22 protein-coding genes and 1 riboswitch are annotated in these 24,868 nt (G+C 55.9%); of the genes, 12 read left to right on the top strand and 10 right to left on the bottom strand.

Going from position 1 to position 24,868, the window contains the following annotated elements:
• Positions 1–355: 355 nt before the first annotated feature.
• Positions 356–1,297, bottom strand: coding sequence for a LysR family transcriptional regulator (locus tag H522_RS0105910; protein ID WP_026961608.1), 942 nt, complete (start codon positions 1,295–1,297; stop codon positions 356–358).
• 219 nt (positions 1,298–1,516) lie between these two features.
• Here H522_RS0105910 and H522_RS0105905 point away from each other — a divergent pair, with 219 nt between their 5' ends.
• The 3 genes from H522_RS0105905 to phtC all read left to right on the top strand — a co-directional run bounded on the left by H522_RS0105905 (position 1,517) and on the right by phtC (position 4,954).
• Positions 1,517–2,692 (top strand): Gfo/Idh/MocA family oxidoreductase, encoded by a 1,176-nt coding sequence (locus H522_RS0105905; protein ID WP_026961607.1) that lies wholly within the window; start codon positions 1,517–1,519, stop codon positions 2,690–2,692.
• A gap of 37 nt (positions 2,693–2,729) precedes the next feature.
• On the top strand, positions 2,730–3,980 hold the full coding sequence (locus H522_RS0105900) for a Rieske 2Fe-2S domain-containing protein (protein ID WP_026961606.1): 1,251 nt from the start codon (positions 2,730–2,732) through the stop codon (positions 3,978–3,980).
• Positions 3,981–4,207: 227 nt separating this feature from the next.
• Positions 4,208–4,954, top strand: a complete 747-nt coding sequence (phtC, locus tag H522_RS0105895; RefSeq protein WP_035452807.1) for a 3,4-dihydroxyphthalate decarboxylase — start codon at positions 4,208–4,210, stop codon at positions 4,952–4,954.
• A gap of 3 nt (positions 4,955–4,957) precedes the next feature.
• Here the strand turns inward: phtC and H522_RS0105890 are convergent, their stop codons facing one another.
• Entirely contained in the window at positions 4,958–5,869 is a 912-nt protein-coding gene (locus H522_RS0105890; RefSeq protein ID WP_026961604.1) for a LysR family transcriptional regulator, read from the bottom strand.
• Positions 5,870–6,034: 165 nt separating this feature from the next.
• Between H522_RS0105890 and H522_RS0105885 the strand changes: the two genes are divergently transcribed.
• The 3 genes from H522_RS0105885 to H522_RS17880 all read left to right on the top strand — a co-directional run bounded on the left by H522_RS0105885 (position 6,035) and on the right by H522_RS17880 (position 9,220).
• On the top strand, positions 6,035–7,321 hold the full coding sequence (locus H522_RS0105885; protein WP_026961603.1) for an MFS transporter: 1,287 nt from the start codon (positions 6,035–6,037) through the stop codon (positions 7,319–7,321).
• Positions 7,322–7,477: 156 nt separating this feature from the next.
• Positions 7,478–8,488, top strand: coding sequence for a substrate-binding domain-containing protein (locus H522_RS0105880; RefSeq protein ID WP_245578031.1), 1,011 nt, complete (start codon positions 7,478–7,480; stop codon positions 8,486–8,488).
• A gap of 12 nt (positions 8,489–8,500) precedes the next feature.
• Complete coding sequence (locus tag H522_RS17880) at positions 8,501–9,220, top strand: class II aldolase/adducin family protein (protein ID WP_051343953.1); 720 nt, start codon at positions 8,501–8,503, stop codon at positions 9,218–9,220.
• 190 nt (positions 9,221–9,410) lie between these two features.
• Here H522_RS17880 and H522_RS0105870 read toward each other — a convergent pair whose 3' ends face one another.
• The 3 genes from H522_RS0105870 to H522_RS0105860 are packed head-to-tail and all read right to left on the bottom strand — an operon-like array spanning position 9,411 to position 11,951.
• Positions 9,411–10,520, bottom strand: a complete 1,110-nt coding sequence (locus H522_RS0105870) for a cupin domain-containing protein (RefSeq protein ID WP_026961601.1) — start codon at positions 10,518–10,520, stop codon at positions 9,411–9,413.
• Complete coding sequence (locus H522_RS0105865; protein ID WP_026961600.1) at positions 10,520–11,023, bottom strand: DinB family protein; 504 nt, start codon at positions 11,021–11,023, stop codon at positions 10,520–10,522. Before H522_RS0105865 ends, H522_RS0105870 begins: the two co-directional genes overlap by 1 nt.
• A gap of 13 nt (positions 11,024–11,036) precedes the next feature.
• Complete coding sequence (locus H522_RS0105860; protein ID WP_026961599.1) at positions 11,037–11,951, bottom strand: fumarylacetoacetate hydrolase family protein; 915 nt, start codon at positions 11,949–11,951, stop codon at positions 11,037–11,039.
• Between the two features lie 243 nt (positions 11,952–12,194).
• Here H522_RS0105860 and H522_RS0105855 point away from each other — a divergent pair, with 243 nt between their 5' ends.
• Both H522_RS0105855 and H522_RS0105850 read left to right on the top strand, forming a co-directional pair.
• A complete protein-coding gene (locus H522_RS0105855) occupies positions 12,195–12,953 on the top strand; it encodes an IclR family transcriptional regulator (protein WP_026961598.1) in 759 nt (252 codons plus the stop codon).
• A 253-nt stretch (positions 12,954–13,206) separates the two neighbouring features.
• Positions 13,207–14,214, top strand: a complete 1,008-nt coding sequence (locus tag H522_RS0105850; protein WP_035452804.1) for a type I phosphomannose isomerase catalytic subunit — start codon at positions 13,207–13,209, stop codon at positions 14,212–14,214.
• 91 nt (positions 14,215–14,305) lie between these two features.
• Here the strand turns inward: H522_RS0105850 and H522_RS0105845 are convergent, their stop codons facing one another.
• Entirely contained in the window at positions 14,306–15,208 is a 903-nt protein-coding gene (locus H522_RS0105845; RefSeq protein WP_026961596.1) for a bifunctional 5,10-methylenetetrahydrofolate dehydrogenase/5,10-methenyltetrahydrofolate cyclohydrolase, read from the bottom strand.
• A gap of 53 nt (positions 15,209–15,261) precedes the next feature.
• Positions 15,262–15,344: riboswitch (ZMP/ZTP riboswitch) on the bottom strand.
• Positions 15,345–15,576: 232 nt separating this feature from the next.
• Between H522_RS0105845 and H522_RS0105840 the strand changes: the two genes are divergently transcribed.
• Positions 15,577–16,275, top strand: a complete 699-nt coding sequence (locus H522_RS0105840) for a hypothetical protein (protein ID WP_026961595.1) — start codon at positions 15,577–15,579, stop codon at positions 16,273–16,275.
• Positions 16,276–16,381: 106 nt separating this feature from the next.
• Here H522_RS0105840 and H522_RS17875 read toward each other — a convergent pair whose 3' ends face one another.
• The gene (locus H522_RS17875; RefSeq protein ID WP_081411915.1) at positions 16,382–17,461 is read right to left on the bottom strand and encodes an LCP family protein; all 1,080 of its coding nucleotides are present in this window, start codon (positions 17,459–17,461) and stop codon (positions 16,382–16,384) included.
• A 259-nt stretch (positions 17,462–17,720) separates the two neighbouring features.
• Here H522_RS17875 and H522_RS0105830 point away from each other — a divergent pair, with 259 nt between their 5' ends.
• Positions 17,721–18,116, top strand: coding sequence for a cupredoxin domain-containing protein (locus H522_RS0105830; protein ID WP_162143483.1), 396 nt, complete (start codon positions 17,721–17,723; stop codon positions 18,114–18,116).
• 25 nt (positions 18,117–18,141) lie between these two features.
• Here H522_RS0105830 and H522_RS0105825 read toward each other — a convergent pair whose 3' ends face one another.
• Positions 18,142–19,701 (bottom strand): MDR family MFS transporter, encoded by a 1,560-nt coding sequence (locus tag H522_RS0105825; RefSeq protein WP_035452858.1) that lies wholly within the window; start codon positions 19,699–19,701, stop codon positions 18,142–18,144.
• A 266-nt stretch (positions 19,702–19,967) separates the two neighbouring features.
• Between H522_RS0105825 and H522_RS0105820 the strand changes: the two genes are divergently transcribed.
• A complete protein-coding gene (locus H522_RS0105820; RefSeq protein WP_026961592.1) occupies positions 19,968–20,324 on the top strand; it encodes a hypothetical protein in 357 nt (118 codons plus the stop codon).
• Positions 20,325–20,395: 71 nt separating this feature from the next.
• Here the strand turns inward: H522_RS0105820 and coaA are convergent, their stop codons facing one another.
• Positions 20,396–21,382, bottom strand: coding sequence for a type I pantothenate kinase (gene coaA / locus H522_RS0105815; protein ID WP_245578030.1), 987 nt, complete (start codon positions 21,380–21,382; stop codon positions 20,396–20,398).
• Positions 21,383–21,629: 247 nt separating this feature from the next.
• Between coaA and H522_RS0105810 the strand changes: the two genes are divergently transcribed.
• Entirely contained in the window at positions 21,630–22,571 is a 942-nt protein-coding gene (locus H522_RS0105810) for an SDR family oxidoreductase (RefSeq protein WP_245578029.1), read from the top strand.
• A gap of 4 nt (positions 22,572–22,575) precedes the next feature.
• Here the strand turns inward: H522_RS0105810 and H522_RS0105805 are convergent, their stop codons facing one another.
• A complete protein-coding gene (locus H522_RS0105805) occupies positions 22,576–24,786 on the bottom strand; it encodes a peptidoglycan D,D-transpeptidase FtsI family protein (protein ID WP_155836217.1) in 2,211 nt (736 codons plus the stop codon).
• Positions 24,787–24,868 lie beyond the last annotated feature (82 nt).

The raw sequence follows: 24,868 nt of genomic DNA, 5'->3' as shown, positions 1-24,868 counted from the left end.
AGTCAGAGTGGGTCGTCCGAGAAAGAAAGTCTGCCTGAGCATGAGGCGCAGGATGTTGTAGCAGCGGTGAAAACCGATGCGAGAGCCTGCGAGAGTGCAAGGGTATAGGCTTTTCAGAACCCCCTGGCTTTAGCCATGGGGAGGTTCAGTCCTCTTGTTTCATGGAATAGGCACTATTATATAGGCCGTCACCGCGGTTCGGCGACGAAGGTTCAGTGTTCGAAAGATACTGTGCAAATGGTTGTTGACCGTGCGAGGCGAAACGTACCATCTTTCCGTAACCTCGTTTCTTGTTCCGGGGCAAACTTTGATGACGTGCGCCGTAAAATACGTGTGAAGAATCCAAATCTGTAGGTTACAGAGGTTCTCCCTGCTCGGGGCTCACCGGGAACCGCTCTAACAGAAATTCCATAAACCGCTGTACCGCGGGTCGGTAGTGTTGACTATTCAGGGTAATGATCACGCAGTTGAGTGGAGGGCGCCCGTTTGGAAATTGAAATTCGATCAACTGACCGTTGGCCAACTCATTTCGTACAGCAGTGTAAGGTAAAAACGCGATTCCGAGGCCATGCTGTACGACAACCTTGATGGATTCGAGGTCTTCCATACGCAGTCGGATCCGATAGTCGAATGGAGCAATCCCGAGGGTGTCCAGGATCTTCTGAATCAGCTTCCAGTGGGTCGAGTGGGCGACGGCCGTGATGAGTGGCGCCCTCTGAAACAGTTCCTTATCGATTTGGCTTGCCTTCGACCAAGGCTGATCTGCGTTGGATACCAAACACCAGTAATCATGTCGCAGTTTTATTGCATTCAGTCTGTCCGGGAGCGGTACGACCTCATCGCTCGTGACAATCCCGACATCGAGAATCCGGTTCAAGACGTGGTTATAAATCGTTTCAGTATCCTTGTAGATAACAGAGACATCTATCCCATCGTGTAATTGTAGAAACTCGGAAATAACGAGTGGGACAAAGTACCGCCCGAATGGACGGGAACTGCCGATTGAGATGGTGCCATGCCTGGATTGCATTAGGTCTTGAACGGTTGTCTTTAAGTGGTGCTCCAGAGTAAGGAGGTTCTGAGCGAATTCGTATGTGGTGCGTCCAGTTTCCGTCAACGTGATTCGGTTGCCGCGCCTTTCGAACAACTGAGTACCGAGGGCCTTCTGCAGTGACTTAACCTGTAGGCTTAGGGCTGGCTGTGTCATCATCAGTTCCCGGGCGGCATTGACGTAACTTCCGTGATCCACGACCGCGCAAAACAACTCCAGCTGATGCAAGCTGAGATGCTCGTTCATCATCTACCTCGTTTCAAAAGCTCCTTCCTGGATTATAAAGATTTGTTTATAACACAATCACAAAATTTAAATTTGATCAATAGGACCAGCGGTCATAAGCTGAAGGTACGTCAGCGCTTTCATACACTCGAATAGGCTTTCACAGTCATGTGTTTCGTGGTGGAGGCTGTTGACGAACAAAACGAACTTTTCGGTGTCGGGGAAGGGGGGAACAGGGGATTGCTTAGGCGAGTTCGCGTGGGTATCGCAGGGCTTGGCACAGCCACTCGTCAGATGCTACCGGCCATTCTGCGGCACCCGATGGTTGAGCTCTCTGCCGCCGCCTCAATACACGAGGAGGAACGAAGTGCCTTTAGCAGGGATTTCAAGGTGCCGACGTACCATGACATTGGGCAATTGTGCGAACGTCCCGACATCGACGCTGTCTACATTTCCACACCTTCACATTTGCACAAGGATCACGTCCTCATCGCCCTTCGTTACGGCAAGCATGTGCTCGTTGAAAAGCCTTTGACAACTGAGTTGGAAGCTGGGTTGGCAGTGGCTTCTGCTGCGGACGAATCAGGCTGTGTCGTACTGGTGGGACACTCGCATAGCTATGATCCACCTATTCAGGCCATGCGAGATGTGATTCAGAGTGGACGTCTTGGTCCGCTAAGAATGGTGCATACGTGGTGTTATAACGACTGGTTGTATCGTCCTCGGCTGGATGAGGAACTCGATACGGCACAGGGGGGCGGCGTGACGATGCGTCAGGGGGCACACCAGTTTGATATTCTTCGGTACCTCGCTGGCGGACGGGTACGCAGTGTACGTGCGCAGGTTGGACGTTGGGACTCATCTCGGCCTACAGAAGGTGCGCACGTGGTGTTTCTTGAGTTTGAGAACGGCGTGGCGGCCACCGCAGTCTACAACGGATATGACCATTTTCATACGAGTGCGTTGACGTTTGATCTCGGTGAGTGGGGACATCCGGTCCCCCGTCATGTATACGGGGAGCGGCGCAGGCAAATACGAGCGATCGGGCGAAAAGAGGAAATCCACTTGAAGCGGAATCAGGCTGGTTATCGGAGCCGCGAGGACTTACCGAGCCCAGGAGAGCACCAGCCGTTTTTTGGGATCACGTTGGTCAGCTGCGAGCGGGGGGACATCCTGCAGAGCCCGAACGGGTTGCTGATCTACGGTGAGGAGGGCGTGGAAGAAGTAACGTTGCCCGCTGATACGCCACATGAGCGCGTCATCGACGAGTGGATAAACGCGATTCTCGGCATCGCAAAGCCCGTGCACACCCATGCCTGGGGACTGGCAACTTTGGAAGTTTGCCTTGCAGTGCTGGAATCCGCCGGACGTCGGAAAGAGGTGATATTGCGGCACCAGGTGGATGTCCAAGCATAAGGGATTTCCAACAAAATCAGACAGGAGGAACCGAATGATGTTGAGTCGCGAACGCAATGAGTTGCTGACAAAGGTTGGACCGGGTACCCCAATGGGGAACCTGTTTCGTCGTTATTGGATGCCGATTGCAGCCGCCTCAGAACTGCAGAACCAGTGGACGAAGAAAATCCGACTGCTGGGCGAGGACCTGGTGTTGTATCGGGATCGAAGTGGCAAGCTCGGGCTGATTGGAGAACGCTGTGCGCACCGTGGGGTTTCAATGACGTGCGGGATCCCGGAGGAGAATGGCCTGCGCTGTCCCTATCACGGTTGGCTATATAATCACGAAGGAAAATGTTTGGAGCAGCCGAATGAACCGGAGACGAGTACGTTCAAGGACAAGGTCAAGATGCCGGCCTACAAGGTGCAGGAACTGGGCGGTCTGATATTCGCGTACCTCGGTCCTGACCCGGCTCCGCTTCTTCCGCGTTACGACCTGTTTGTGCGCAAGAACGTAATCCGAACCATCGGATATGCAGTCATCCCTTGTAATTGGCTGCAGATTATGGAGAACTCGCTGGATCCGACGCACCTGGAGTGGCTGCACGGACGATACTTCCAATACGTATTTGAACGAGAAGGTAGACCGCAGGAAAGTTGGCCCATCAGCCGTCATCATCAGAAGATCGGCTTTGACGTGTTCAAATATGGCATCATCAAACGGCGTGTACTGGAGGGGCAGACGGAAGACTGTGAGGATTGGGTCGTAGGGCACCCGGTCGTCTTTCCAAACATGCTTCGCGTAGGCGACTATGGTGCGCACTCGTTTCAGATTCGTGTGCCGATGGACGACACTCATACCTATCATATTTGGTACACCTGTTTTGTTCCGAACGAGGGTGTGGAGGTGCCGGAAGATTATCCAATCTCTCTGTATGAGTGTCCGCTCAAGGATGAGTACGGCAATTTCATTACCGATTATATTGATGGCCAAGATATGATGAGTTGGGTCACGCAGGGAGAAATTGCGGATCGCACAACCGAACGCCTGGGTACATCGGACAAAGGGATAATCCTGTACCGGCAGCTGCTGATGCAAGAGATGGACAAGGTGCAGCGCGGAGAGGATCCGATGTGCGTCATCCGTGACGAAACAGAAAATGAGGTAATTACACTTCCACAGGAAGAGAATAAGTACGGGGTCGGTGATTTGCTGTCGGGGATCGCAAAGGATTGGAACACACGGTATGCGCCAAACCTCGACGAGATCATCCAACTGTGTAAAGGGCGCGCGGCCAAGACGGTGTAAAAGGGGGCGACAGACGTTGCTGGAAGAAGCAGGTGCAGCGTTGGAATTTGTTCGGTTCTGCGCACATTGCGGTGAATCGATACAGGACCCACGGAACCTAGTCAACCAGTATTCAGATGCTGCAAGGTCCATCTGCTTTTGGTGGTGTCATACATGCGGTGCCAAAGGTGAGGTGATCGCAGTCGAACGTATCATAGCCCCTGAACTTGTGGAAGGAGTGCCCGCAGGTGAGTAAAGTCTTGGAAAGGCCGCGTGAGGTGATTTCGACAGCATGTCGGATCCTCGGCATGGAGGGCCTGGTTGACGAGATTCTCGGACATATCAGCTTGCGTATTCCGGGGACGGAAGAGATGTGGATTCGCTGCCGCGGCCCGCATGAGGCGGGGGTTGCCTATACACAGTCGGACGCGATTCAGCGCGTGACGTTCGACGGGGTGGGAGCGGAGGAAGGTTACCAAGTCCCGAAAGAACTTCCGATTCATACGGAAATATATCGCGCAAGGCCCGATGTGGGGTGCGTCATTCACGCACACCCCCCAGCCGCCCTCCTTTGTGGAATAGCCGATCTCGAGTGGCGCCCGATTTTCGGCGCCTACAACATCCCGGCCATGCGGTTAGCCAGAGAGGGGATTCCCGTTTTTCCGCATGCGTATCTCATCTCCCGCAGGGAGCTTGCCATCCCCTTTATCAAAAGCATGGGCCGGCACAACGTCTGCGTGATGAAGGGACATGGGATTACAGTGACTGGCGAGACCCTGGAGGAAACGGTCGTACGTGCCTTGAACTTCCATGCACTTGCGAAAATTACGCTGCAAACTGCCCAGCTGGGTCGGCCAGTAGCGTCCATCTCGGAGGAAGATATGCAAGAACTTCCGGATCTCGGCTCCTCATTCAATGTGCAATGGGTCTGGCGATTCTACGTTCGAAAACTGGCGCACTGGGAAGGCACATACGCCAAGTTTCAGACGGAATGAGCGCTAATGGCGTTCGCGGCGCTCTACCCACGGCAACTGCTTGTCTGCGATTGCGGCTAGAACGACCTCCTTGAAGTTCGTAACACTGGCCGATAATTGCCGATCCTTGTATGTGATCATATACACGGGCCGGTGCGGCAATTCAAAATCCGATAACGGGATCTCGACTAATGTCCCGGTTTTCAAATCGTTAACGGCCTCCGAATGAGGCAGAAAGGCAATTCCGATGCCTATCTTGGCGATTTCCCTTGCGATGTGTGTGGAGTCCACCTGGATGACAACCTTGTAGCGTGGGTTATCCGAAACATACTCGTTGATGGTTCGCCAAGGATCTGTATTGAGGTTGTTGATGATGGCCGGGAGTGGGTGAGCAACCAAATTTCCGTGACTCACGTGCGCTTCAACCAGAGCGGGACACCCCACGCAGACGATCGTTTCGGAGAAAATCCGCTCGTGTGAAAGCTGAGCATGCGGAAAAAAGGCACTCGCGAATCCGAGATCGATCGTCTGGTCAAGCAACATTTCGTAGACCTGACTGGATGGCACCGTATACAAGGTAATTATGCTGTCATGATGAACCTTGAACCGCCGGATGAATTCAGGCAGGAGGTTGTGTGAGATGGTCGGGGAGCTGCCGATAGAGAGATGATCGTGGTGCTTTTCATTGAGCGCTTCTGTCACCCCTTGGGTCAATATCTTGAGTATTCGTTCGGCATAGGGAAGAAACCGCTTTCCTTGTGGCGTCAACGAAACCGTTTGGGGTCCGCGTTGCAGCAAAGGGATTCCCAATTCATCTTCCAGTCCCTTGATACGGCGGCTGACCCCTGGTTGCGTGATTTGTAGGCTCTCGGCAGCTTTCCGGAAACTTAGGAACTCAACGACTGCACAAAAACTCTTAAGTTGCTCAACGTCCATCTTTAGTGCCTCCTTGTTTAATAACAGAATGGCATCGAACTATGCGAATCATTCAATTGTATTATAACTGTTAAGTCAATATAATAAAACACATAAAAAGGCGCTGTTTTTAGTAGATTCACTCATCATGCTAATGTCTCCACGTTGGAAAAGGAGTGTGTAAGCGTGAACACCACGGTAGTCGATTCGGATCGTGTGCTGCGGACGGAGGGAACCACGTCCATTAGGTGGAAGTACATTGCTCCCACATTATTAGTAATATGGATTATTGGCATGTTCGACAAAATCGGGGTCGCGGTTATCGCTACCAACAAGACCTTTCTAGCGGACATGGGCTTGCTTGGTCACAATGCACTTATTGGCAGTTTAGTGACCATCATGCTCTTTACGTATGGCCTTGGGTTTTTCTTTTGGGGACCGCTTGTCGACCGTTGGGGTCCAAGGAGTTGTGCGATTGTCGGACTGATTGGCTGGGCTTTTAGCACTTTCTTGGCAGCGGTTTCAACAAACTTCACGGTTCTTATGGTTTCCCGCGGCCTGTTAGGTTTGGCGGAAGGCTTCCTTTGGCCTGTATCGAATGCACTTACAGCCCAGTGGTTTCCACTTCGAGAAAGGGGCCGCGCCAAAGCGATTTGGATTAACGGGACAAACATTGGACCAGCCCTTGCCGGCTTCTTGGTGATCGGCCTGATGGGCGAATTTCATTGGCGTGGCGTCTTTTGGTTTCTGACGGGAGCTGCGCTGATTATCTGCCTGCCTATGGTTTTGTTCCTGGTGAAAAACGACCCTGGTGAAGACAAACGAGTCTCCAAGGTTGAGTTGGAGCTCATCACCAATCAACAGGTTAGTCTTGCGGAATCTGCGGGCGGAGAGAAAAAGGCCACAGTATCTACAGGCGTATTCTGGCTGATTGTCGTTGCTGAAATCGCCAACGTGTTTGGCGTCTTCGGCCTTATGACATGGTTCCCGACCTACCTGGAAAACGCAAAGCATGTGTCTCCGGGCGCGATGAGCACGTATTTGCTGCTGGGATTTGGCGTGGCTCTCTTACTCACGATTTGGGTTGGATCCCATACTGACAAGACACACAAGAAGGCGGTCTGGCTTATCTGGGGGTTTGTCCTCGGTGCCATCTCTCTGTTCCTGGCAGCGATAACGGGACCAGCCATTGGCTGTGCTCTGTTCCTTTGCGCATCCATTGCTTTTATCAACGGGATTACGACGCCCATGATCCACGGCGTGATTCACAGCATGTCCTATACGGGATCGATAGGAGGCAATACAGGTGTCATGACCGGTGTCGGCAATACCATTGGCGCGTTTGCCCCGACTATCATGGGTGCGTTGGTGACGGTAGCAAGTGGGCACTATTTCCTGGCGTTTGCCTTTTTGATTGGTACATTTCTCATCGCGGCATTGGTTAGCATCTTTCCGAGTCGTTATGGCTATTGAAACGGAAATGTGCGAGGGTGGACGCAGAGTGGCAGGACTGAAATGGTCGGCCACAGGACATTGATTTCCAGAACGTTCCGCACATCAGCGTTGAAACGGGGATGTTGACCTGCAATACACAAGGATTGGCAAACTAAATTCCATAAATATACTATAATGATGGAGGTTTCCATGTCAAAACTCACTTTATCGTTCGCATGTTGGAATTATGACCGAATCACCGCCTTGGTTGACGGGACTGTTCAGGTCAAAGGGATTGAACTTAATTACTTAAACATGCCGGTGGAGGAAACATTCTGGCGCATGATGCGCCACCAAGAGTTTGACGTCGCGGAGTTGTCACTATCGTCTTATTTGATTGCTATCGATCGCGGTTACCCCGAATTCACCGCGATCCCGGTGTACATGTCCAGGTCGTTTCGTCATTCGAACATATTCATTAACAAGCATGCGGGCATTCGCGAGCCCATTGACCTTGTCGGGAAACGAGTCGGCACGCCTGAGTATCAACTGACGGCGTGTTTATGGGTCCGAGGTATTCTGGAGCACGAGTATGGCGTCAAGCCTTCGTCTATACACTGGTTTACCGGAGGAGAAGAAACGCCTGGCCGCAAGGAGAAGGTCGAGTTGGACTTACCCTCCGACATTGACATCCAACCGATTCCCGAAGGTAAAACGCTGAACGCCATGCTTGAGTCCGGTGAAATCGACGCACTCATTGCCCCAAGGGCGCCGTCTTGTGTGTTAAACGGCTCGCCGAATGTCGGCAGGCTCTTCCCGAATTACGTGGAGGAGGAGAAACGGTACTATCAAAAAACCGGGATCTTTCCAATTATGCACGTGATTGCTCTGAAGAAGGAGCTGGTCGACCGGCATCCATGGGTCCCGATGAACTTGTTCAAGGCCTTCGAACAGGCGAAGCAGGTGGTATATGACGGGTTCAACCAAACGGCAGCACTCAAAGTAACGCTGCCTTGGTTAAATGATGAGGTCGCCCGGACGAAACAAATCTTAGGCGAGGACTTCTGGGCGTATGGTGTTGAGAAGAACCGTAGCACACTGGAGGCGGTGCTGACTTACTCTCACGAGCAGGGCTTGATCAAGAGGAAACTGAAAATTGAAGATCTCTTTGCCGCGTCTACCCTCGACGGAGAGTTCATCATATAGGAGGCAGCAAGTATGGCACAGTCCAAGGCGGAAGCAATTCGTGAACTGGTGCTCGCAAACAAGATTTTGAGCGAAGAGAAGGTCCTGTTTGAAGCCTTCGGTCATATCAGTATGCGCAATCCCGAAAATCCAAATGAATTTCTACTCTCCCGTTCACTTTCGGCCAGCCAGGTGGAGGAAGAGGACATTTATACTTACGACATGGACGCGAACTGTTTGACGCCGACCGACAAGCGATCCTTTGCGGAGCGCGTAATCCACTCCTCAATCTATAAACAGCGACCGGACGTACAGGCAATCTGTCATAACCACGCCCAGGAGTTGATTCCGTTCACGGTGCTCGACATACCGTTTAAGCCGGTGTCACACTACGGGGCGCCGTTCTACAAGGGCGTACCCGTGTATGATGACTATGACGTTTCCGACGGTATGCTCATCAAGAATGAACAAGAGGGCGAACGGGTCGCCCGGGCATTGGCTGACAAGACAGCGCTGTTTCTACGGGGACACGGCGTAATCGTTGTCGGAGAATCACTGCGCAAATGCGTGATGAATTCGGTTTTCATGAAGATTGACGCCCAGAATCAGTATAATAGCCTTCTCCTTGGCACGCCGAAATATCTCAGCTATGAGGAAGGAAGAACGTGTAACGAGAAGACTTGGAATGGGGACCTTTCTCAGGAGCGGGCTTGGAGTTATTGGACTGCCAAGGTCGCCAAGCGCAGCTGGTAAGATATAAGATATATAGGATAGGTTCGAAATACCCCTAGACGTGACCATGAACGTGTCAGGCAACGAGGATAAAGCATTGATGCCAAAAAAGGGTAGACGGCGCGGCGCGCTCAGACCCTCCAGGCAGCCGTTGACGATTCGCTGCCGGTCCGTTGGCCGCCCGCGCCGTCCGTGATGCCAAGATCAGGTGTCAAGGGAGCAGCGGATCGAACACTGACTCAATCTGCTGGTGCTCGTTCGGGTGGACTTCCTCCCGCTGCAGGTTGAACCGCTCCATGACCGGTAAATCGCTCACGGAGAATAAGTACGCGTCGGTCGATCCGGTGTTGACATGTTCATGCCAGGCCCAGTTTGGGACGACGAAATAGTCGCCCTGCGACCACTCAAACTTCTGCCCGTCGATGACCGTGTATCCGCTGCCGCGGAATACGTGGTAGATGCTGGCGTACGTGTGCCGGTGCGCCTTCGAGTGGAACCCTTTGGGCAGCCGCTGCATCCAGGAGGCGACGTTCGGGTGGGCTGGCTGTCCGGTGGAGGGATTGATAAACTCCACCGCGTACCCATCAAACGCATCGGGCTCTATTCCGTCCATGCCGAGGAGGGCGTGTTCGGTCTGGTGCCAGCGAAACCGATTCAACGGGGCTGCGCTCGGCTGGCGGTCCGAGATGGGCCGCAGCATGCCGTTCTGGTAGCGTTGAGCCGAGTACCCGTCCGCCACCGACGGAGATTCGAGGTGGTCTGGGTGAGGCTCAAAAAACGTACCACCGATGGCGTAGATAAGCGGGATGTCGAGGCAGTCCATCCAAATCATCGGTTCATCCCCGGGATGAGCGTGCCCGTGCCAAAGGCCCTGCGGGGTGGTCAGAAAGTCACCCTCCTCCATAAACACCCGTTCACCCTGGACAATCGTATAGGCACCCTTGCCGTGGGTGATGAAGCGCAAGGCACTCTGGCTGTGCCGGTGCGAGGGGGCCGCCTCTCCAGGCAGAATTAGCTGTACGGCGGCGTACAGGGTTTGCGTCGTGGACGCCCAGCCCCACGGTTCACGCTGCCTGAGCCCCGGGTTTTGCAGGTAGATGGCGCGCCGCTCGCCGCCCCGTTCGGGGGTAAAAATCTCTCGCGCCTTCATCAGTTTGTCGTAGAGCAGGCTCCACTTCCAAAGATAAGGCACCGCCTGCGGCTGTGGCTGTTTCGGCATCAGGACCGGGATGGCGTGCCAGAGCGGCCCGAGGTGCACACGCTCCAGCTCTTCGTTAAACTCCTGGACCTCCGTGCTGTCGAGAAACGCCTGCGTCTCCATCAGACTCCCTCCCCATGATTTTGGTCATAGGCCGCTAGATTGCGCTGAATTTGGCCAATGTGACCGGTGATGTGCTCGATTAGGAAGTGATCCAGCAGGAACGACATCGGCTGGTTACCAAACTTCGGATTGACATGATCCGCCCGGATCTCGAGGTCTGCATCCCGGACGCTGGCGAGCACGCGGTCGACCAGGTCCTGGGAGACCCGTACCCCCTCTATCACATCCTCGACGCGGCGTTTTGGCGCAGCGGCCACCGCGCCGAGGCGGCTCTCGTGCTGGAGTGTGCGTCCCCAGCGGCGCTGCGGTCGGGCAAGGGTGGCGGCTAACTCCTTCATCCAAAACGTGTTGGCCTCTTCGACGTGCGCCAATACTTCGAGAATCGACCATTTCTCCGGCGCGGGTTGAAAGCGCACGGCCGACTCCGACAGGGGTGTGACGATGGCGATCATTTCGTCCAGCAGCTGGTGAATTCGCGTCCGGTATTCCTCAACATGTTCCATTGGGACTCCCTCCTCACACGGATTGCACCTGGTTTCTCAAGGTGCCGAGCTTATCAATGGTGATTTCCACCACGTCTCCGTCTTTCAGGTACTGGGGCGGGTTCATCGCGTCGCCGACGCCGCCAGGAGTGCCGGTGAGGATGATGTCGCCCGCTTCCAGGGTGAGAATCTGCGAAATGTACGAGACCAAGAAGTTGACATTAAACACCAAGGTACGGGTGTTCGCCTTCTGCCGTGTTTCTCCGTTGACAGTGAGGGTGACGCCTAACTCATGCGGATCGCCCACTTCATCCGGGGTGACCAGGTACGGCCCTAACGGCAGGCTGCCGTCCAGATTTTTACCCTGCATCCACTGGATGGTGCGGCGCTGTAGATCGCGGGCGGACACGTCATTGGCGATGGTATAGCCACCCACGTAGTCCAGGGCATCCTCCAGGCGCACATCTTTCGCTTGCCGACCTATCACAAAGGCGAACTCGGCTTCGTAGTCGAGTTTTTCCGTCACAGGCGGCAGGGGAATGGACTCGCCATGGCCGCGTAGGGTATGAGGGAACTTCGCAAACAGGACCGGGTATTTGGGAATCTCTCGCTTCATCTCAAGGATGTGTTCGCGGTAGTTGTGGCCCACGCAGACGATTTTGCTCGGGCGCGTGACGGGGGCCAAGAAATGGGCCGTGGAGAGGGGGATTACCGCACTCTGGAACGCCTGCGGCTGCTCCTTAACCGCAGCCACCAGCGCGGTCAGCCACGACTTCGTGTTGTCGCCACCCTCCAGGTACGCGAGCACCGATTCGGCAGGCTGCCCAGGCAGTGTGAGACCGAGACCGTCGGCGACGCGTTCAGCTCGCGACACATCGAGCAGACGCTCTGTGGATAGGGCAACGGCAAAACGCGCTTGTCCGTTTTCTTTGAACGTTGCCAGCTTCAACTCTGCGCACGCCCCTTTTACTTATTGTGAATGAAGTTATCAATTGTTTAACCTGACTATATCAATCTCGACTGTGTTTGTAAACGGTTGAATTCAGAGACGATTGACAAGTCGGGCGAACAGAACGTAACATGGTTGCGAAATGGTTAATTCGGTTTAATTATCGTAAATATTTTTGGGGTGATGTGAGTGGACGAATCTGGTAAAGTCAAGGATTAGAACCCTTTTAGACGGAGGCGGACGATGTCCAACCGACGTGATATGACTGGACTCGGCATCCAATCCGTGGAAATTGCGATTGACATTTTGAAGCAGATTGGGGCAGCGAACAGGCCGCTCTCCATCACTGAGATCAGCGACTTGTGCGGCATGTCCAAGAGCCATTTGCACCGTTACTTGACCAGCTTGTACCGGACCGGGTTTCTGACGCGGGACGAGGATCTGCGCTACTCGATTGGCCCGGAGCTGATGTCGCTGGGAATGTTGGCGTCCAGCCGTTGGGACATTCGCAGGCTAGCGAAGCCGGCTCTGCTGCGGCTGCGCGAACGCATTAACGAGACGGTGGCGCTCTCGGTATGGACGGAGCGGGGGCCATACTTCCTTCACTGGGAAGAGAGTACGCGCGCCATTAATATCGGCATTCGCATCGGATCTCAGGTGAGTGCGGTAAAGTCGGCCGGGGGCAAGGTGTTTCTCGCCTATTTGCCGCCCGCCCAAACCGAGGCCGTACGTAATCGTGAGCTGGCCGAGTATGGCATGGATGCCGAGGCGTTTGACGCCGAGTTGGCGGAAGTCCGCAGGCTTGGGTACGCCACCACGGTCGAAAGCCTGTTGCCGGGGATTTTAGCTGTCGCCTGCCCGGTGTTTGGGCAAGGCGGGGACGTGGTCGCGGCGATGACGGTCGTGGGAATCTTGGGCGTGTTGGATGGCAGTGAGACGTCACCCGTGGTGAGGGCGTTAAAAGCGGAGTGTCAGCGCCTGTCCCGGGAATTGGGCGGCTGAGGAGACGGCATCTGTCGCATGTGGAGGCCGCCATGTAAACGATTGCGGTGTCGATACGACGCGCCGGCCATATGATGCGGCGGCGCCCCAGAATGCGGTCAGCCATTTGCTGGAACCTTGCACCTATGCTAAGATTTCGCTTTGAACGGATACGACCGTCAAAGTACGTGTCCGGAAAGGAACGGGAGCCCGGCGATAGCCCCGGAAGTTCGGGTTCCTTTCCGGACTACCTCTGAAAGGGGGCAGGTGTGGCATGTCCAACTTCTACCCAGTCAAATTTTCGCCCATCGCCATGGAACGAATTTGGGGCGGGGGTGTGCTCAAGTCCTGGTTTGGCGTGACCACGGAGGCGCCGATTGGGGAGTACTGGGTGGTCTCTGGGCACCCGAATGGCACCAGCGTCGTCACCAACGGTTGGCTCGCTGGCAAGACGCTGGTGGATTTGACCGCCGAGTTCCCGACGGAATACCTGGGCGATTCCCCGCAAGATAGGTTCCCACTGCTCATCAAGTTCTTGGAGGCAAGCACCGATTTATCGGTGCAAATCCATCCGGACGACGAGTACGCCAAGCGCCACGAGGGGGATTTCGGGAAAACGGAGGCTTGGTATGTGCTCAAGTGTCCCGATAGGGCCAGTGTGATGTACGGTCACCGCTTCCAGAACCGGGAGCAGTATCGAGCGGCGGTGCTGGAAGGGCGGGTCAAAGACTTTTTAGAGTATCGGCCGATTCGCCCGGGCGATGTCGTCTACGTCCCATCACGGACGCTGCACGCGCTGCTCGGCGGTACCATGGTCATTGAGGTGCAGCAGACCTCGGACGTCACCTATCGTGTGTACGATTGGGATCGGGTCGGGAAGGACGGCCGGCCGCGGGAACTGCATGTGGAAAGAGCAGCCGACGTGATGATCTATCGGGATGATGCGGACGGGCAGGACCTGCTGGCGCAAAAACGGCACGTGGAAGACGCGACCAAGCGCCGCACCCTGCAACAGGGTAAGGGCTGGACGCTGGAGCGGCTGGTTACGTGTCCGTACTTCACCCTCGACAAGTTGGAGCTGCATCAAGGTTCCGCTAAGTTGAACCCGGGGCGCCCAGGCAACCCCGACATTCTCATCTGTGCGGGTGGTCAGGGGGTGCTGCGTTGGCAGGGCGAAGACATGGACGTGAAGGAAGGGGACACGTTCTTGATTCCCGCCAGTCTTTCTGCCTATGAATTGGCCAGCGATGGGGCGGTCACCCTGCTTCGCACCTACTATTAATCCCTTTTGGGTTGTCCTACGGGATACCAGGCCTTACGTTCAAACACGTCCTGGCTTATGATGGAGCATGGCCTGCGGGACACCGCCCCCTTTAGTGTATGATGCCTCCTCCGAAACGTCCCGCAGGCCGCCTTTGTGCTGGCACAGGGTGCGGCTGCTGTAAAGTCAGAGCCTGCATCAGGTTGGCAAACAAGAGCGCGGTGGTCACCGGACCGACCCCGCCCGGGACGGGTGAGCATGCGGCCACCTTTTGGGCCGCGTCCGGATCGACATCGCCGACGATGCCTTTATCTGGTGCCTCGTTGATGCCGGCGTCAATCACCCAAAGCTTCTCATGGACCATATCCGGCCGAATCAGGCCAGGTTTTCCGACGGCGACAAACAGGATATCCGCTTGACGCGTATGTACCCGCAGGTCGGGCGTGCCGATATGGCAAACCGTGACCGTGGCGCCGCGGCGCAGGAGCAAGTGTAGCAACGGCTGACCGACGGTTTGGCCACAGCCAACGAGCACGGCGTGTTTGCCGGCTAACTTGAATCCATGGTGCTCTGCCAGCCGCACGCACGCCTCTGGGGTGGCTGGATAGATGCCCGGAGTTCCGCTGAGGTTGGCCAGTTTGTTGTGAGGCGTCAGGCCGTCGATGTCTTTGTCCGGGCGGATGGCGCCAATCACGCGGTTGGTGTCCATGGAACGCGGCAGCGGCAGCTCAGTCATGATGCCATGGATATGCGGGTTCTCGTTCAGCTCATGGATGGTGTCAAGTAGCTCATTTTCCGTAGTGTCTGCCGGGAAGCGCAGGACCTCCAGTTCGATGCCAATTCGCTGCGCCGTGCGGCGCTTGGCGTTGGCGTAAAATGCCGATGCTGGGTCTCCTTCAATCAGCAGGGTTACCATCCGCGGTGTGATGCCGCGCGCCTGCCACGCCAACGCCTGTGACCGAACGCCGGTGCGGATCTCCTCTGCCAAACCACGGCCACACAGTTCGATGGTCATCGGTTTGCCCCCCTATGAAAAAGACCGTCTGAGCGAGATACACGTAATCCTAACGTGTTCGCCCAGGCGGTCGGCTGTATTCGTACCACCATACTCCCTTGTGGTGCTCCACATACCGCCAGTCATATGGTGGGGTCGATTCGTTTGTCGTCATGCAGTCCGAGAAGCCGAAGAATCGGTTGACAATCCGTTCGATTGTTCGCTATCCGAAAGATTCTTCAATCCGTTCCCAGCATAGCAAGGGTTGCGGAATTGGTCAAGGTCCATTCGTTGCCAGCCTCGTCGCGGTGACGGGATTCGTGGTATCCTAAGGAAGATGCTGTCGAGATTCGTCGACCGTCGATGCGGCAGAGGGTGGTACGATTCCTGTGGAGTACCTGGTGTTTGTTCGATTTGAGGAGTCCCCAGCGGCAGCGCGCCGGCACGTCGAAGTGGCAGAGAGCGTGGGGCTGGCGAATTATGTGTTGAACTCGCGCTACTATGCACGCCCCGGCGAGGAAACGCCTTGGCTTGAGCAGGCCCTGGAGGAGGCGCGAGGGCGCAACGTGTTCATTGCGCTTTACCGTGGTCGGCCCGTCGGACAGGACTTTGAGGGCAACGCGTTGTTTTACCCGCTGGATTTGGTTTGGTGTAAGGATGACGTAGAGCTGGCCCAGATGATTGGCGTCCCGTGGCCTTCGGCCACCGAATCCGGGACAGCCTCGGCGGACGGTCATTCAGGCCGCGCCTATGCGCGCGAGGATAGTTCGCCTGACCCGGCCAGGCTATCGGATGACCGGAAGGCAGCGGATGAAAGTCGGCGGTGGAAACGGCGGGCATTGCGCACCAAGCCCGATGACGATCCGGACGAGGGTTCACCCCCATGGTCCGAGCCATGGTCCGAGGATACGCGCTGGGTGAGCGTACCCGCCCGGGATCGCGCAACTTCGGGGGATGTGCGCCACGAAGAGAGAACGGCGAAGTCTCCCTCTAGCCACTCCGGGCTGCGGACGTTTGCTTGGTTTGTCGTTTGTCTGGTGGCAGCCTTCCTCGTAGCCTACTTGGGAGCGCGAGCGTTTCTTGGTTGAGTTAAATCGAGACAGCCCCGTCCGGGTGGGACGGGGCTTTGTGCTGAAGAAGAATCCGTTATCGAAGCAACAACGTACGCCGATTGTATGGAGGTCCTGTCTGTAGTTATTGACCACTGGAAGAGGTCGTGCCGTCTGCACTCCCAACTTGTCCGCTCGGGGAGTTCTCGATGCGTCCCACAAAGTGATCTTGCATAATTTGATGCAGCTTGTTCGTGTCCAAAACCACCTGCGAGTTGTAGTTCTTTAAGATGTCGTCGTACATCGTCTGGCTCGTTCCAGGGACTTGGTAATGGTGAATTTCGGTGTTCGGGTTGAAATCGGATTTCACTGCAAGTCCTAGGCTTAAGAAGTCCTCGGTCGACATGTTGGTCGCAATCAGGAATTTGGACATTTCCTTAGCCAGCGTGGGCAAGTGCGTGATTTCCGAGGGGCTCATCGCCTTCTTGGCGATGCCGGCCAGGGCCGCCTGTTGAAGCAACTGACGACCATAGTCCGTACCCGGAACGGAATCGCGTTCGTGCACGACCTCGGCCACGTCTTTTCCCGTCATGTAATGAACACCCTTCGTATACACTTTACCACGGTCCTCAGGATACCACGGGTGTGTGAGTCGGACATCAAACGGCAAAGTCATCGTGATGCCGCCCAAGGCGTTGACCAAATCCTGCAGGCCCCAGTAGTTCGTCTCGGCGTAATAGTTGATGGGCACCCCGGTCAGCTGGCTGACTGCGGCTACCGCCTGCACGATGCCTTCCTTGGTGCCCTGCGTCGACTGCGCGATATATTGGACACTCGTGAGTTTGGTATAACCGTATCCTTGCATATAGACGCGCGTGTCCCGCGGGATACTTAGCATATTGTACTGATGATCCTGTAGGTCGACGTGCACGAGGACCATCGAATCGGTATGGCTTGCCTTCTGACCTGGACGTTGGTCGGAGCCGATGAGCAGAACGTTGAAGACGCCGCTGGGCAGGTTCGTCTCCGTCTGTTGTTCCCCTTTTGGCGTGACGACCGGGAGGTTGCTGAAATGGTTTTCCGGTTTCAATTTATTGTATTCCCACGCAACGACGCCGGCTGCGGCCCCCAAGATGACCGCTATGGACAAAAGCGTGTTACGTAACACATGCCGTTTCTTATGCGGCTTTTGCGGCGTACGGTGGGTGCTCCTCTGATTGGCCATATTTCCCCCTCAACCTATCAAAATTGATAAACCTCTTCACGAATCGACAGAAATTGTGCGAAAGCATCCGAAACTTCACAGATGACCACCGTGAGTTACAAGGCTAGACATACTCTATCATGGCCGGGAATGGATTGCTATAGGGGGCGCTGTACGTATCTGACAATTTTAAGGACATGCGTCTTTATGGATACGTGCGCCAGGAGCGCGGGGGTATGGATGTGGAAATTTCGGGAAGTCTATGGGTGAGGTGGTGAACATGCGTCGTCCATCGACTCTGGCGCGATTGACTTTGGGCGCACTGGCTCTGACGGCTGTGGGGATGTCCCCGCTGGCTGCCCCGCGGGCACAAGCGTCCCCGCGGGCGATTCAAATTTCTATCACAGACCATGGCTTTCGACCGTCCAATATTGTGGTAGCGCTCAACCAGCCCCTGCAGATCCGGGTGGTCAACGTGGGGAAGAAGCAGCATGAGTTTTCGATTCCCTACTATCGGATTTACACGGAGAACTTGGCTCCCGGACAGGTGTCGACGATTGGTTTTGCCCCCTGGACGAGCGGACGGTTTGAATACATTTCCGATCCGGCCGGGGTCGACCGGCCGGAGTTTACCGGCTGGATGATGGTCATCGATACAAGCCAGCGCTTGAAGTAGCGTGCGGATCGGCTTGTCGTCGCGCTCATTCCACCGCCGGTCTCGCAGGTTTCGGACGGGGCGCACGGGTGTTCGAAATGCGGATGCGCCCCAGGAACAACGCGCACACCGTGCCGAGCAGCACAAACACCAGGCCCCACAGAAACACGCTGTGCAGGGAATCGACCAGAGACGATTTGAGCACCGGAAGAATTTGCGTCTTCACGGCGGCCGGCATCTTGCTCATCGCTGTCGGGCTGAGCAAAGAGGAATACAGCCCCTGCGCGTTGGTTTTGATCATCGACTGGAGTTGCTGCAGCATCGGATTGCCCCCCGCGTGCTGTAAAAACGGGGCCAACTGGTCCTGCAGCAGGGTGCTGGAACGGGCGTTGAGCACCGCTCCCAGGATGGTCATGCCAAAGGTGCCGCCAATCTGCCGGAAAAACTGGCTCGACGAGGTGACGACCCCGAGTTCTTGCTTCGGGAAAGTCTCCTGCAGCGCAATGGTCAAAAGCGGCATGACCAGTCCCATGCCAAGTCCGAGGATGACCATGAACAAACTGACGGTCAGGCTGGATGTATGGACAGTCAGCTGCGTCAGCAGGCCAAACGCGACCGCCATCACCAGCATCCCGGCCAGCGTCTGCGCGCGTACCCCAATCTTTACGACCAGGCGACCGCCTACAATGCTGCCAATCATCACCGTGAACATCATGGGCGTCATCGCGGTCCCGGACGCGGATGGACTGACGCCGATAATTCCCTGCAAGAACAGCGGGATGAACATAATCGATCCAAACATGCCCACGCTCATCAGGAAGCCTACGCCGTTGATAAGGACGAAGGTTCGGTTGTGAAACAGGCGCATCGGCAAAATGGGCTCGGCGACCTTTGTCTCTATCCAGACAAACGCGCCCAGAGACACGAGAGCCAGGGCGAACAGGCCAAGGATTTCCCCAGATGTCCAAGGGGCGTCCTTGCCGCCGAAGGTGAGGGCCAACAGCAGGCTGACCACCCCCACAATTAAGGTGAAGATGCCGCCCAAGTCGAATTGCACCTTGCCGTGGCGTTCGTGCCCCGATAGGCCGAGCGAGATGAAAATGACGGCGAGGAGTGCAATCGGCAGATTGATATAGAACACCCAACGCCAGTTGAGCGCGTCGACAATCCAGCCTCCAATCTGCGGTCCGACGATGGACGAGAGGCCAAAGATGGCGCCAAAAACGCCTTGCCACTTGGCCCGCTCCGATCCCGTGAATAAATCGCCGATGATGACCATGGCCATTGGCATCATGATGCCGCCGCCGATGCCTTGAAATCCGCGGAAGAGAATTAACTCGTTCATCGTCTGGGCCATGCCACAGAGGGCGGACCCAATCATAAATAGAATTAACCCCGCCACGTAGACCAGCCGACGGCCAAGCAAATCCGCCAGCTTTCCGGCGATGGGGACGACGGTTGTGGACGTGAGCATGTAGGCCGTCGTGAGCCAGGTCATGTAGGCGAGTCCTCCCAAATCGCCCACAATCCGTGGCATCGCGGTGCCGACGATGGTTTGGTCCAAAGCCCCGAATAGCATCGCGATAATCAACCCGGTGATGAGCATTCCACGATGCTTCACGGAACTCGGTGCGGCAGCCGCAGGTTGCACCGCTTCGTTCTCCACAGCACTTCCCTCCACTTCGTCACGTGTACGATATGGAATTAATTCGTAAATGAAATATTTTAGTTAAATAATTGTTTGCGACCATGACGATACTATGCCACACCTGAAGTCGCACGTCAACAGGTGTTTTCTTTACAATTGGAGGAGATTGCCCATCACGCCGCGAATAGTCTGAACGAGCGCGAACCGGTGGATGGGGTGGCGGAGTGGACACGCGCATGGAACATGGTTTGTTTGAAATTCTCTTACAGCAAATCGACGACGCAGTGCAAGAGTATTGGCGCCAACATGGGAAATACCCGCGGACGGTCGTCTTGCCGCGTGGGCAGTACATCCTTCTGGAGGACTACTGTCGCGAGCGGGAGACGGCGCGGCTCACCGAGGCGATGGTGCGTCTTGCGTGCGAGAGCGGGGCGGAGCGCGCGGTCTGGCAGCGGCAAAAGCAAGCGGCCGGGGCTGCGTTGGAACGATTGCGACGGCAAGGGATTACCGAACTCATCTGCAGCTACGGCCCCCTGTCGGTCCGTGTCGATCCAGCGCGGGACGACCTGAGTGTGGAATGAGCGAAACGGATGGGCGAAACGGCCGCCGAGCGTCCAATCGCGACAAACGGCTTACATCACGGGAAACATTCCTACAATTTGCGCAGGTGCACCCGTTGAACCGTGTGCCCCGGTCCTTTTTCCAGCACCAGGTCGGCGCGGGCCTTGGTCGGGGCGATGTTTTCGTAGAGGTTTGGTTCGTTAATCTCATGCCAGATTTGCCGAGCCATAGCCTCGGCTTCTGCATCCGACAAGGTCGCGTAGCGATGGAAATAGGAGTTTTCATCGCGGAAAGTCGTCCTGCGCAGGGTTTGGAACCGTTCGACGTACCACTCCTCAATGTCGTGTACATCCGCGTCTACATAGATAGAGAAGTCGAAAAAGTCGGAAATGAACACGCGAGGACCGTGCCTACCGTCGGAGGTGCCGGTCTGCAAGACGTTCAATCCCTCGAGAATGACGATATCGGGCTGACGAATAACCTCGTACTCTCCCGGAACAATATCATAAGTTAGATGGGAATACACGGGCGCCGTCACTTCCGGTTTGCCGGACTTGACGTCGGCGACAAACTTGAGCAAGCGGCGAATATCGTAGCTTTCTGGGAACCCTTTGCGGCTCATCAGGCCGCGTGCTTCCAGCACTCGGTTCGGGTAGAGAAACCCGTCGGTGGTGACCAAGTCGACCTTGGGGTGATTGGGCCAGCGCTTGAGCAGAGCCTGGATGATGCGCGCAGTGGTGCTCTTGCCAACGGCGACGCTGCCGGCGATGCCGATGATGTACGGGACTTCTGCGCTCGTATTGTTCAAAAAGGCGCGTGTCGCCTGGTACAGTTCCTGGCGGTTGGCCACGTACAGATTCAAAAGGCGCGAGAGCGGCAAGTACACGGCTTCCACTTCCGCTAAGGAGATGTTTTCGTTGATGCCGCGCAGCTTCGCAAGCTCCTCCTCGGTCAACGGCAACGGGGTAGTGTCGCGCAGGCGTGCCCATTCGTCCCGTTCCAAGGTGATATACGGTGAAAAGCCGATACGTGAACTAAGAATTCCCATGGGCTCTCGTGCTCCCATCTCAACGTGCATGGTCGACCTGCCTCCCTAAGGCTACCAGCGCTCGGCGCTTTGGCGTGGTCACTGCTTCATCTTGCCCTGATATGGCCGAAGATGCAAGCCAGAAATCGCGGTAAACGGTAAAAAACTTGAGGTGTTTGTCCGCAAAGGGTCAGGGCTCTTCCTTTCCGGACACGCACTTACTGGACGGCCGCAGTTCCCGCCCCCATTTTCATCCGCTAGAATAGGGACGGAGCAAACCTGATTTCTGGCAAAGGAAGTGGACACCCTGAAGGTACTGGTCACTGGGGGAGCCGGGTTTATCGGATCGAACGTCGTGGACGCCCTTCTTAAAGCAGGTCATGCGGTAGTGGTTCTGGACAACCTGTCCACCGGGCGCAAAGAGCACCTGTCAGACGGAGTCGAATTCTATCAGGCCGACTTGGTCACGGATGACCTGACGGCCATCCTCAAGCGTGAGAGCCCGCAGGTTGTCATTCACCACGCGGCGCAAATCAGCGTTCCCTTGTCGATGGACAACCCTGTCTTCGACGCCAAAGTCAACGTATTGGGCACCCTGCGCCTGCTTGAGGCCTGTTCGGAAGCCGGGGTGGAAAAGCTGATCTACGCCTCGGCCTCGTCTGCAGCCATCTATGGCAACCCGGAATACCTGCCGGTCGATGAGCAGCATCCGATTCGGCCGATTTCGCCCTACGGAGCCTCCAAGTATACGCCCGAGTTGTACATTCGCCTGTGGGCGGAGACGTCTGGTCTGCGTTACACCATTTTGCGTTATGCGAATGTCTACGGGATGCGTCAAGACCCGAAAGGCGAAGGCGGGGTGGTGTCCGTGTTTGTCGATGCACTGCTGTCCGGGCGGCGGCCAGTCATTTTTGGAGACGGTGAACAAACCCGCGACTTCATCTTTGTCAAGGATGTGGCGGCGGCCAATGTGGCGGCCTTGACGCGCGGCGACGGAGGCACGTTCAACATCAGCCGCTGCGAGCGTGTGAGCATCAATCAGCTGTTGCATACCATGGGTCAGGTGTTGGGACGCCCGGTCGAAGCGGACTACGGCCCGCCGCGGCCTGGGGACATTCTTCACAGCTCATTGGCCAATCAGGCCGCGCGGAAGGGGCTGGGGTGGGAACCCCAGTACACCCTGGAGGCGGGATTGGCCGAAACGTTTGCATACTATCAACCGCAGTATGGCATGCGCTAGCCTGTCAATGCGACTGTTCCGGCTGCTGGTAGGCGTTCGACTCCTTCCAGTTGGCCGGAATGGACGTGTTTTGCCAGTCTTTCTTCGGGATGAACGGGGCGTGCCGTTCTGCGAAGTACGTGTCGAGGAGCTTGCGTGCCACCGGCCCCGCCGCGTCAGCGCCGTAGCCTGCGCCGGGAATCATGACCGCGACCGCGACTTGCGGGTTATTATACGGAGCGTAGGCGATAAACACCGAGTTGTCCACTTGTCTGCCATTGATAGTGATTTGCGCCGTTCCCGTTTTGCCGGCCGCTTTGTAGGGCGCGTTGTGAAACACGGAGTAGGCGGTCCCGCCCGGGCTGTTCAGAGCCCCTAACATCCCTTCCTGCGCAATTTGCAGGTATTGTGGTTTGATTTTCATCGTCGATTCGACGTGCGGTTTAACCACCTGGAGTGGTTTCAGGTTTTTCGGAAGCGTTTTTTTCATCACGGGCGGGTAGACCGCCTTGAGCAAGTGCGGCTGGATACGCTTTCCGCCGTTGGCCAGCATCGCCGCGTACTGCACGAGTTGGATGGGTGTGTACTGCTGCAGCTGTCCCATGCCGATGAACGCCGCATCCACCGGCACAGCCGGGATGTTCACGCGGCCCTGTTGTTTCAGGGTTTTGGCGATTTCTGGTGGCTGTACGGACTTGACCTGTTGATTCCGGTCCTTGCTCAACACGTCGACCCACCAATTGCCCATGTCTTCGCCCGGCAAGTCGATGCCCGTCTTCGGTCCGAGACCAAACGCCCATTCTCCCATCATCAGCTTGACATACCCTTGCCAGAAGTCGGTCTTCGCCCACTCGTAAAGCCCTTTGCCATCGGCCGGGGCGCCGCCGTTATGCTCTGTGGAGCCAAACCACTTGGCAAAGTGTAAACCGACTTCGTAGAAGTACGTATCACACGATTCCGCAATCGCCTTGATGGGGGTGACCACGCCATGATAGGCGTCATCATGCGCGTGGTATGTGGCCACATTGATGTATGGAGAATCGACAATCGTGGTCAACGGCGTGATGATGCCGTTCTCCAGGGCGAGAATCAGGTTACCCGGCTTGACGGTCGATCCGACCGTCTGTGGTCCCTGGATGACGTGGTTCATGAGGGCGTTTGAGTTATGAATGTATTTTTGGTGCTTTAGGTAGCCCCCGTTGCCCGGCGTGTACCAGTTCGGGTCGAAATAGGGATAGCTGGCCATGGCCAGGACGCTGCCATCGTGGACATCCATCATGACCGCAGCCGCGAATGGAATGTGACTCGGGTTTTTGGCGTGCTGCACTTGGTCGTAGAGGGCCTCTTGCGCCACTGCCTGCAGGTGGCCGTCCAACGTCAGCTGCAGCGTCTTCCCTGGCGTCGGCGGAGGGTTGAAGCCAAGCTGCTGCTGGGTGTCGCCGGAGGCGTCCACAAGCACATCCTCCTGCCCGACTTTCCCTTGCAAAAGTCGTTCATACTGGTATTCGATGCCGGCGCGCCCCACCTTTTGCGTCAGAATGTACTTAGGGCCGCCGTCCTTCGGATGGAGATACGCATCTTTATCGTCGGCTGTGATGGCCCCCGTATAACCGAGCACGTGTCCGGCCAAATCCCCATTGGGGTATTCCCGTTTTCCGTCAGACTGAATGGTGATGCCGGGTAGAGACGACAGATGCTCTTCGATGAAGGACAGCTGTTTTTGGCTGATGTTCTTGAACAGCGTGATTTCAGCCAGTCTGTCTTTTGCTGGAACGCCTTTTTGCGCCATCTGGTTTTCCAACTTGCGGGCATTGACGTGAAAGACAGGCGCCAATTCTTGAGCCATGTTATGAAAGTTCTGTTTGGTATCCGAGAAGATCTGTAGACTGACGGAATAGGACGGTTTGTTATACGCCAATAGTTGGCCGTTGGCATCGAAGATCCAGCCGCGTGACGGTAAAACGTTCAGCTTCTGAACCGCCACCATGGCAGCCTGTTTATGGAACGATGCCCCTTCGTTAATCTGTACAAAACCGAGGCGGACAATGAGACTACCCATGGCCACAAAGACAACCCCATAGACAAAGTTGACACGGGCAAAGTGTGGTCGGCGCTTGCGTTGGCTTTGGTCTTCCTCGATGGGTGGTCGTTCGTTGTTCGTTTGTGGCGCGCGCCTGCGCACAGGTCCCCGTCGCTTTTTGCGGGGGAGGAACCATGAGCGGGATCGACGTGGCACGGTATTCCCCCTTCCCCATGTAGACACTTTTAGATCGGACGACGTGACAAATTATGATGGAATCTATGCGTATCATACCATT

It is taken from the genome of Alicyclobacillus herbarius DSM 13609, assembly GCF_000430585.1.
Lineage (GTDB): Bacteria > Bacillota > Bacilli > Alicyclobacillales > Alicyclobacillaceae > Alicyclobacillus_G > Alicyclobacillus_G herbarius.
This window is presented reverse-complemented; position numbering and strand designations above follow the sequence as displayed.

What these genes read in the sequence shown, in the direction of transcription:
- H522_RS0105890 (WP_026961604.1), bottom strand. Translation starts at nt 5,869, where the DNA reads ATGGACGTTGAGCAACTTAAGAGTTTTTGTGCAGTCGTTGAGTTCCTA.
- H522_RS0105900 (WP_026961606.1), top strand. Translation starts at nt 2,730, where the DNA reads ATGTTGAGTCGCGAACGCAATGAGTTGCTGACAAAGGTTGGACCGGGT.
- H522_RS0105870 (WP_026961601.1), bottom strand. Translation starts at nt 10,520, where the DNA reads ATGGAGACGCAGGCGTTTCTCGACAGCACGGAGGTCCAGGAGTTTAAC.
- coaA (WP_245578030.1), bottom strand. Translation starts at nt 21,382, where the DNA reads ATGCACGTTGAGATGGGAGCACGAGAGCCCATGGGAATTCTTAGTTCA.
- H522_RS0105880 (WP_245578031.1), top strand. Translation starts at nt 7,478, where the DNA reads ATGATGGAGGTTTCCATGTCAAAACTCACTTTATCGTTCGCATGTTGG.
- H522_RS0105850 (WP_035452804.1), top strand. Translation starts at nt 13,207, where the DNA reads ATGTCCAACTTCTACCCAGTCAAATTTTCGCCCATCGCCATGGAACGA.
- H522_RS17875 (WP_081411915.1), bottom strand. Translation starts at nt 17,461, where the DNA reads ATGGCCAATCAGAGGAGCACCCACCGTACGCCGCAAAAGCCGCATAAG.
- H522_RS0105825 (WP_035452858.1), bottom strand. Translation starts at nt 19,701, where the DNA reads ATGCTCATCACCGGGTTGATTATCGCGATGCTATTCGGGGCTTTGGAC.
- H522_RS0105910 (WP_026961608.1), bottom strand. Translation starts at nt 1,297, where the DNA reads ATGAACGAGCATCTCAGCTTGCATCAGCTGGAGTTGTTTTGCGCGGTC.
- H522_RS0105865 (WP_026961600.1), bottom strand. Translation starts at nt 11,023, where the DNA reads ATGGAACATGTTGAGGAATACCGGACGCGAATTCACCAGCTGCTGGAC.
- H522_RS17880 (WP_051343953.1), top strand. Translation starts at nt 8,501, where the DNA reads ATGGCACAGTCCAAGGCGGAAGCAATTCGTGAACTGGTGCTCGCAAAC.
- H522_RS0105830 (WP_162143483.1), top strand. Translation starts at nt 17,721, where the DNA reads ATGCGTCGTCCATCGACTCTGGCGCGATTGACTTTGGGCGCACTGGCT.
- H522_RS0105845 (WP_026961596.1), bottom strand. Translation starts at nt 15,208, where the DNA reads ATGACCATCGAACTGTGTGGCCGTGGTTTGGCAGAGGAGATCCGCACC.
- H522_RS0105855 (WP_026961598.1), top strand. Translation starts at nt 12,195, where the DNA reads ATGTCCAACCGACGTGATATGACTGGACTCGGCATCCAATCCGTGGAA.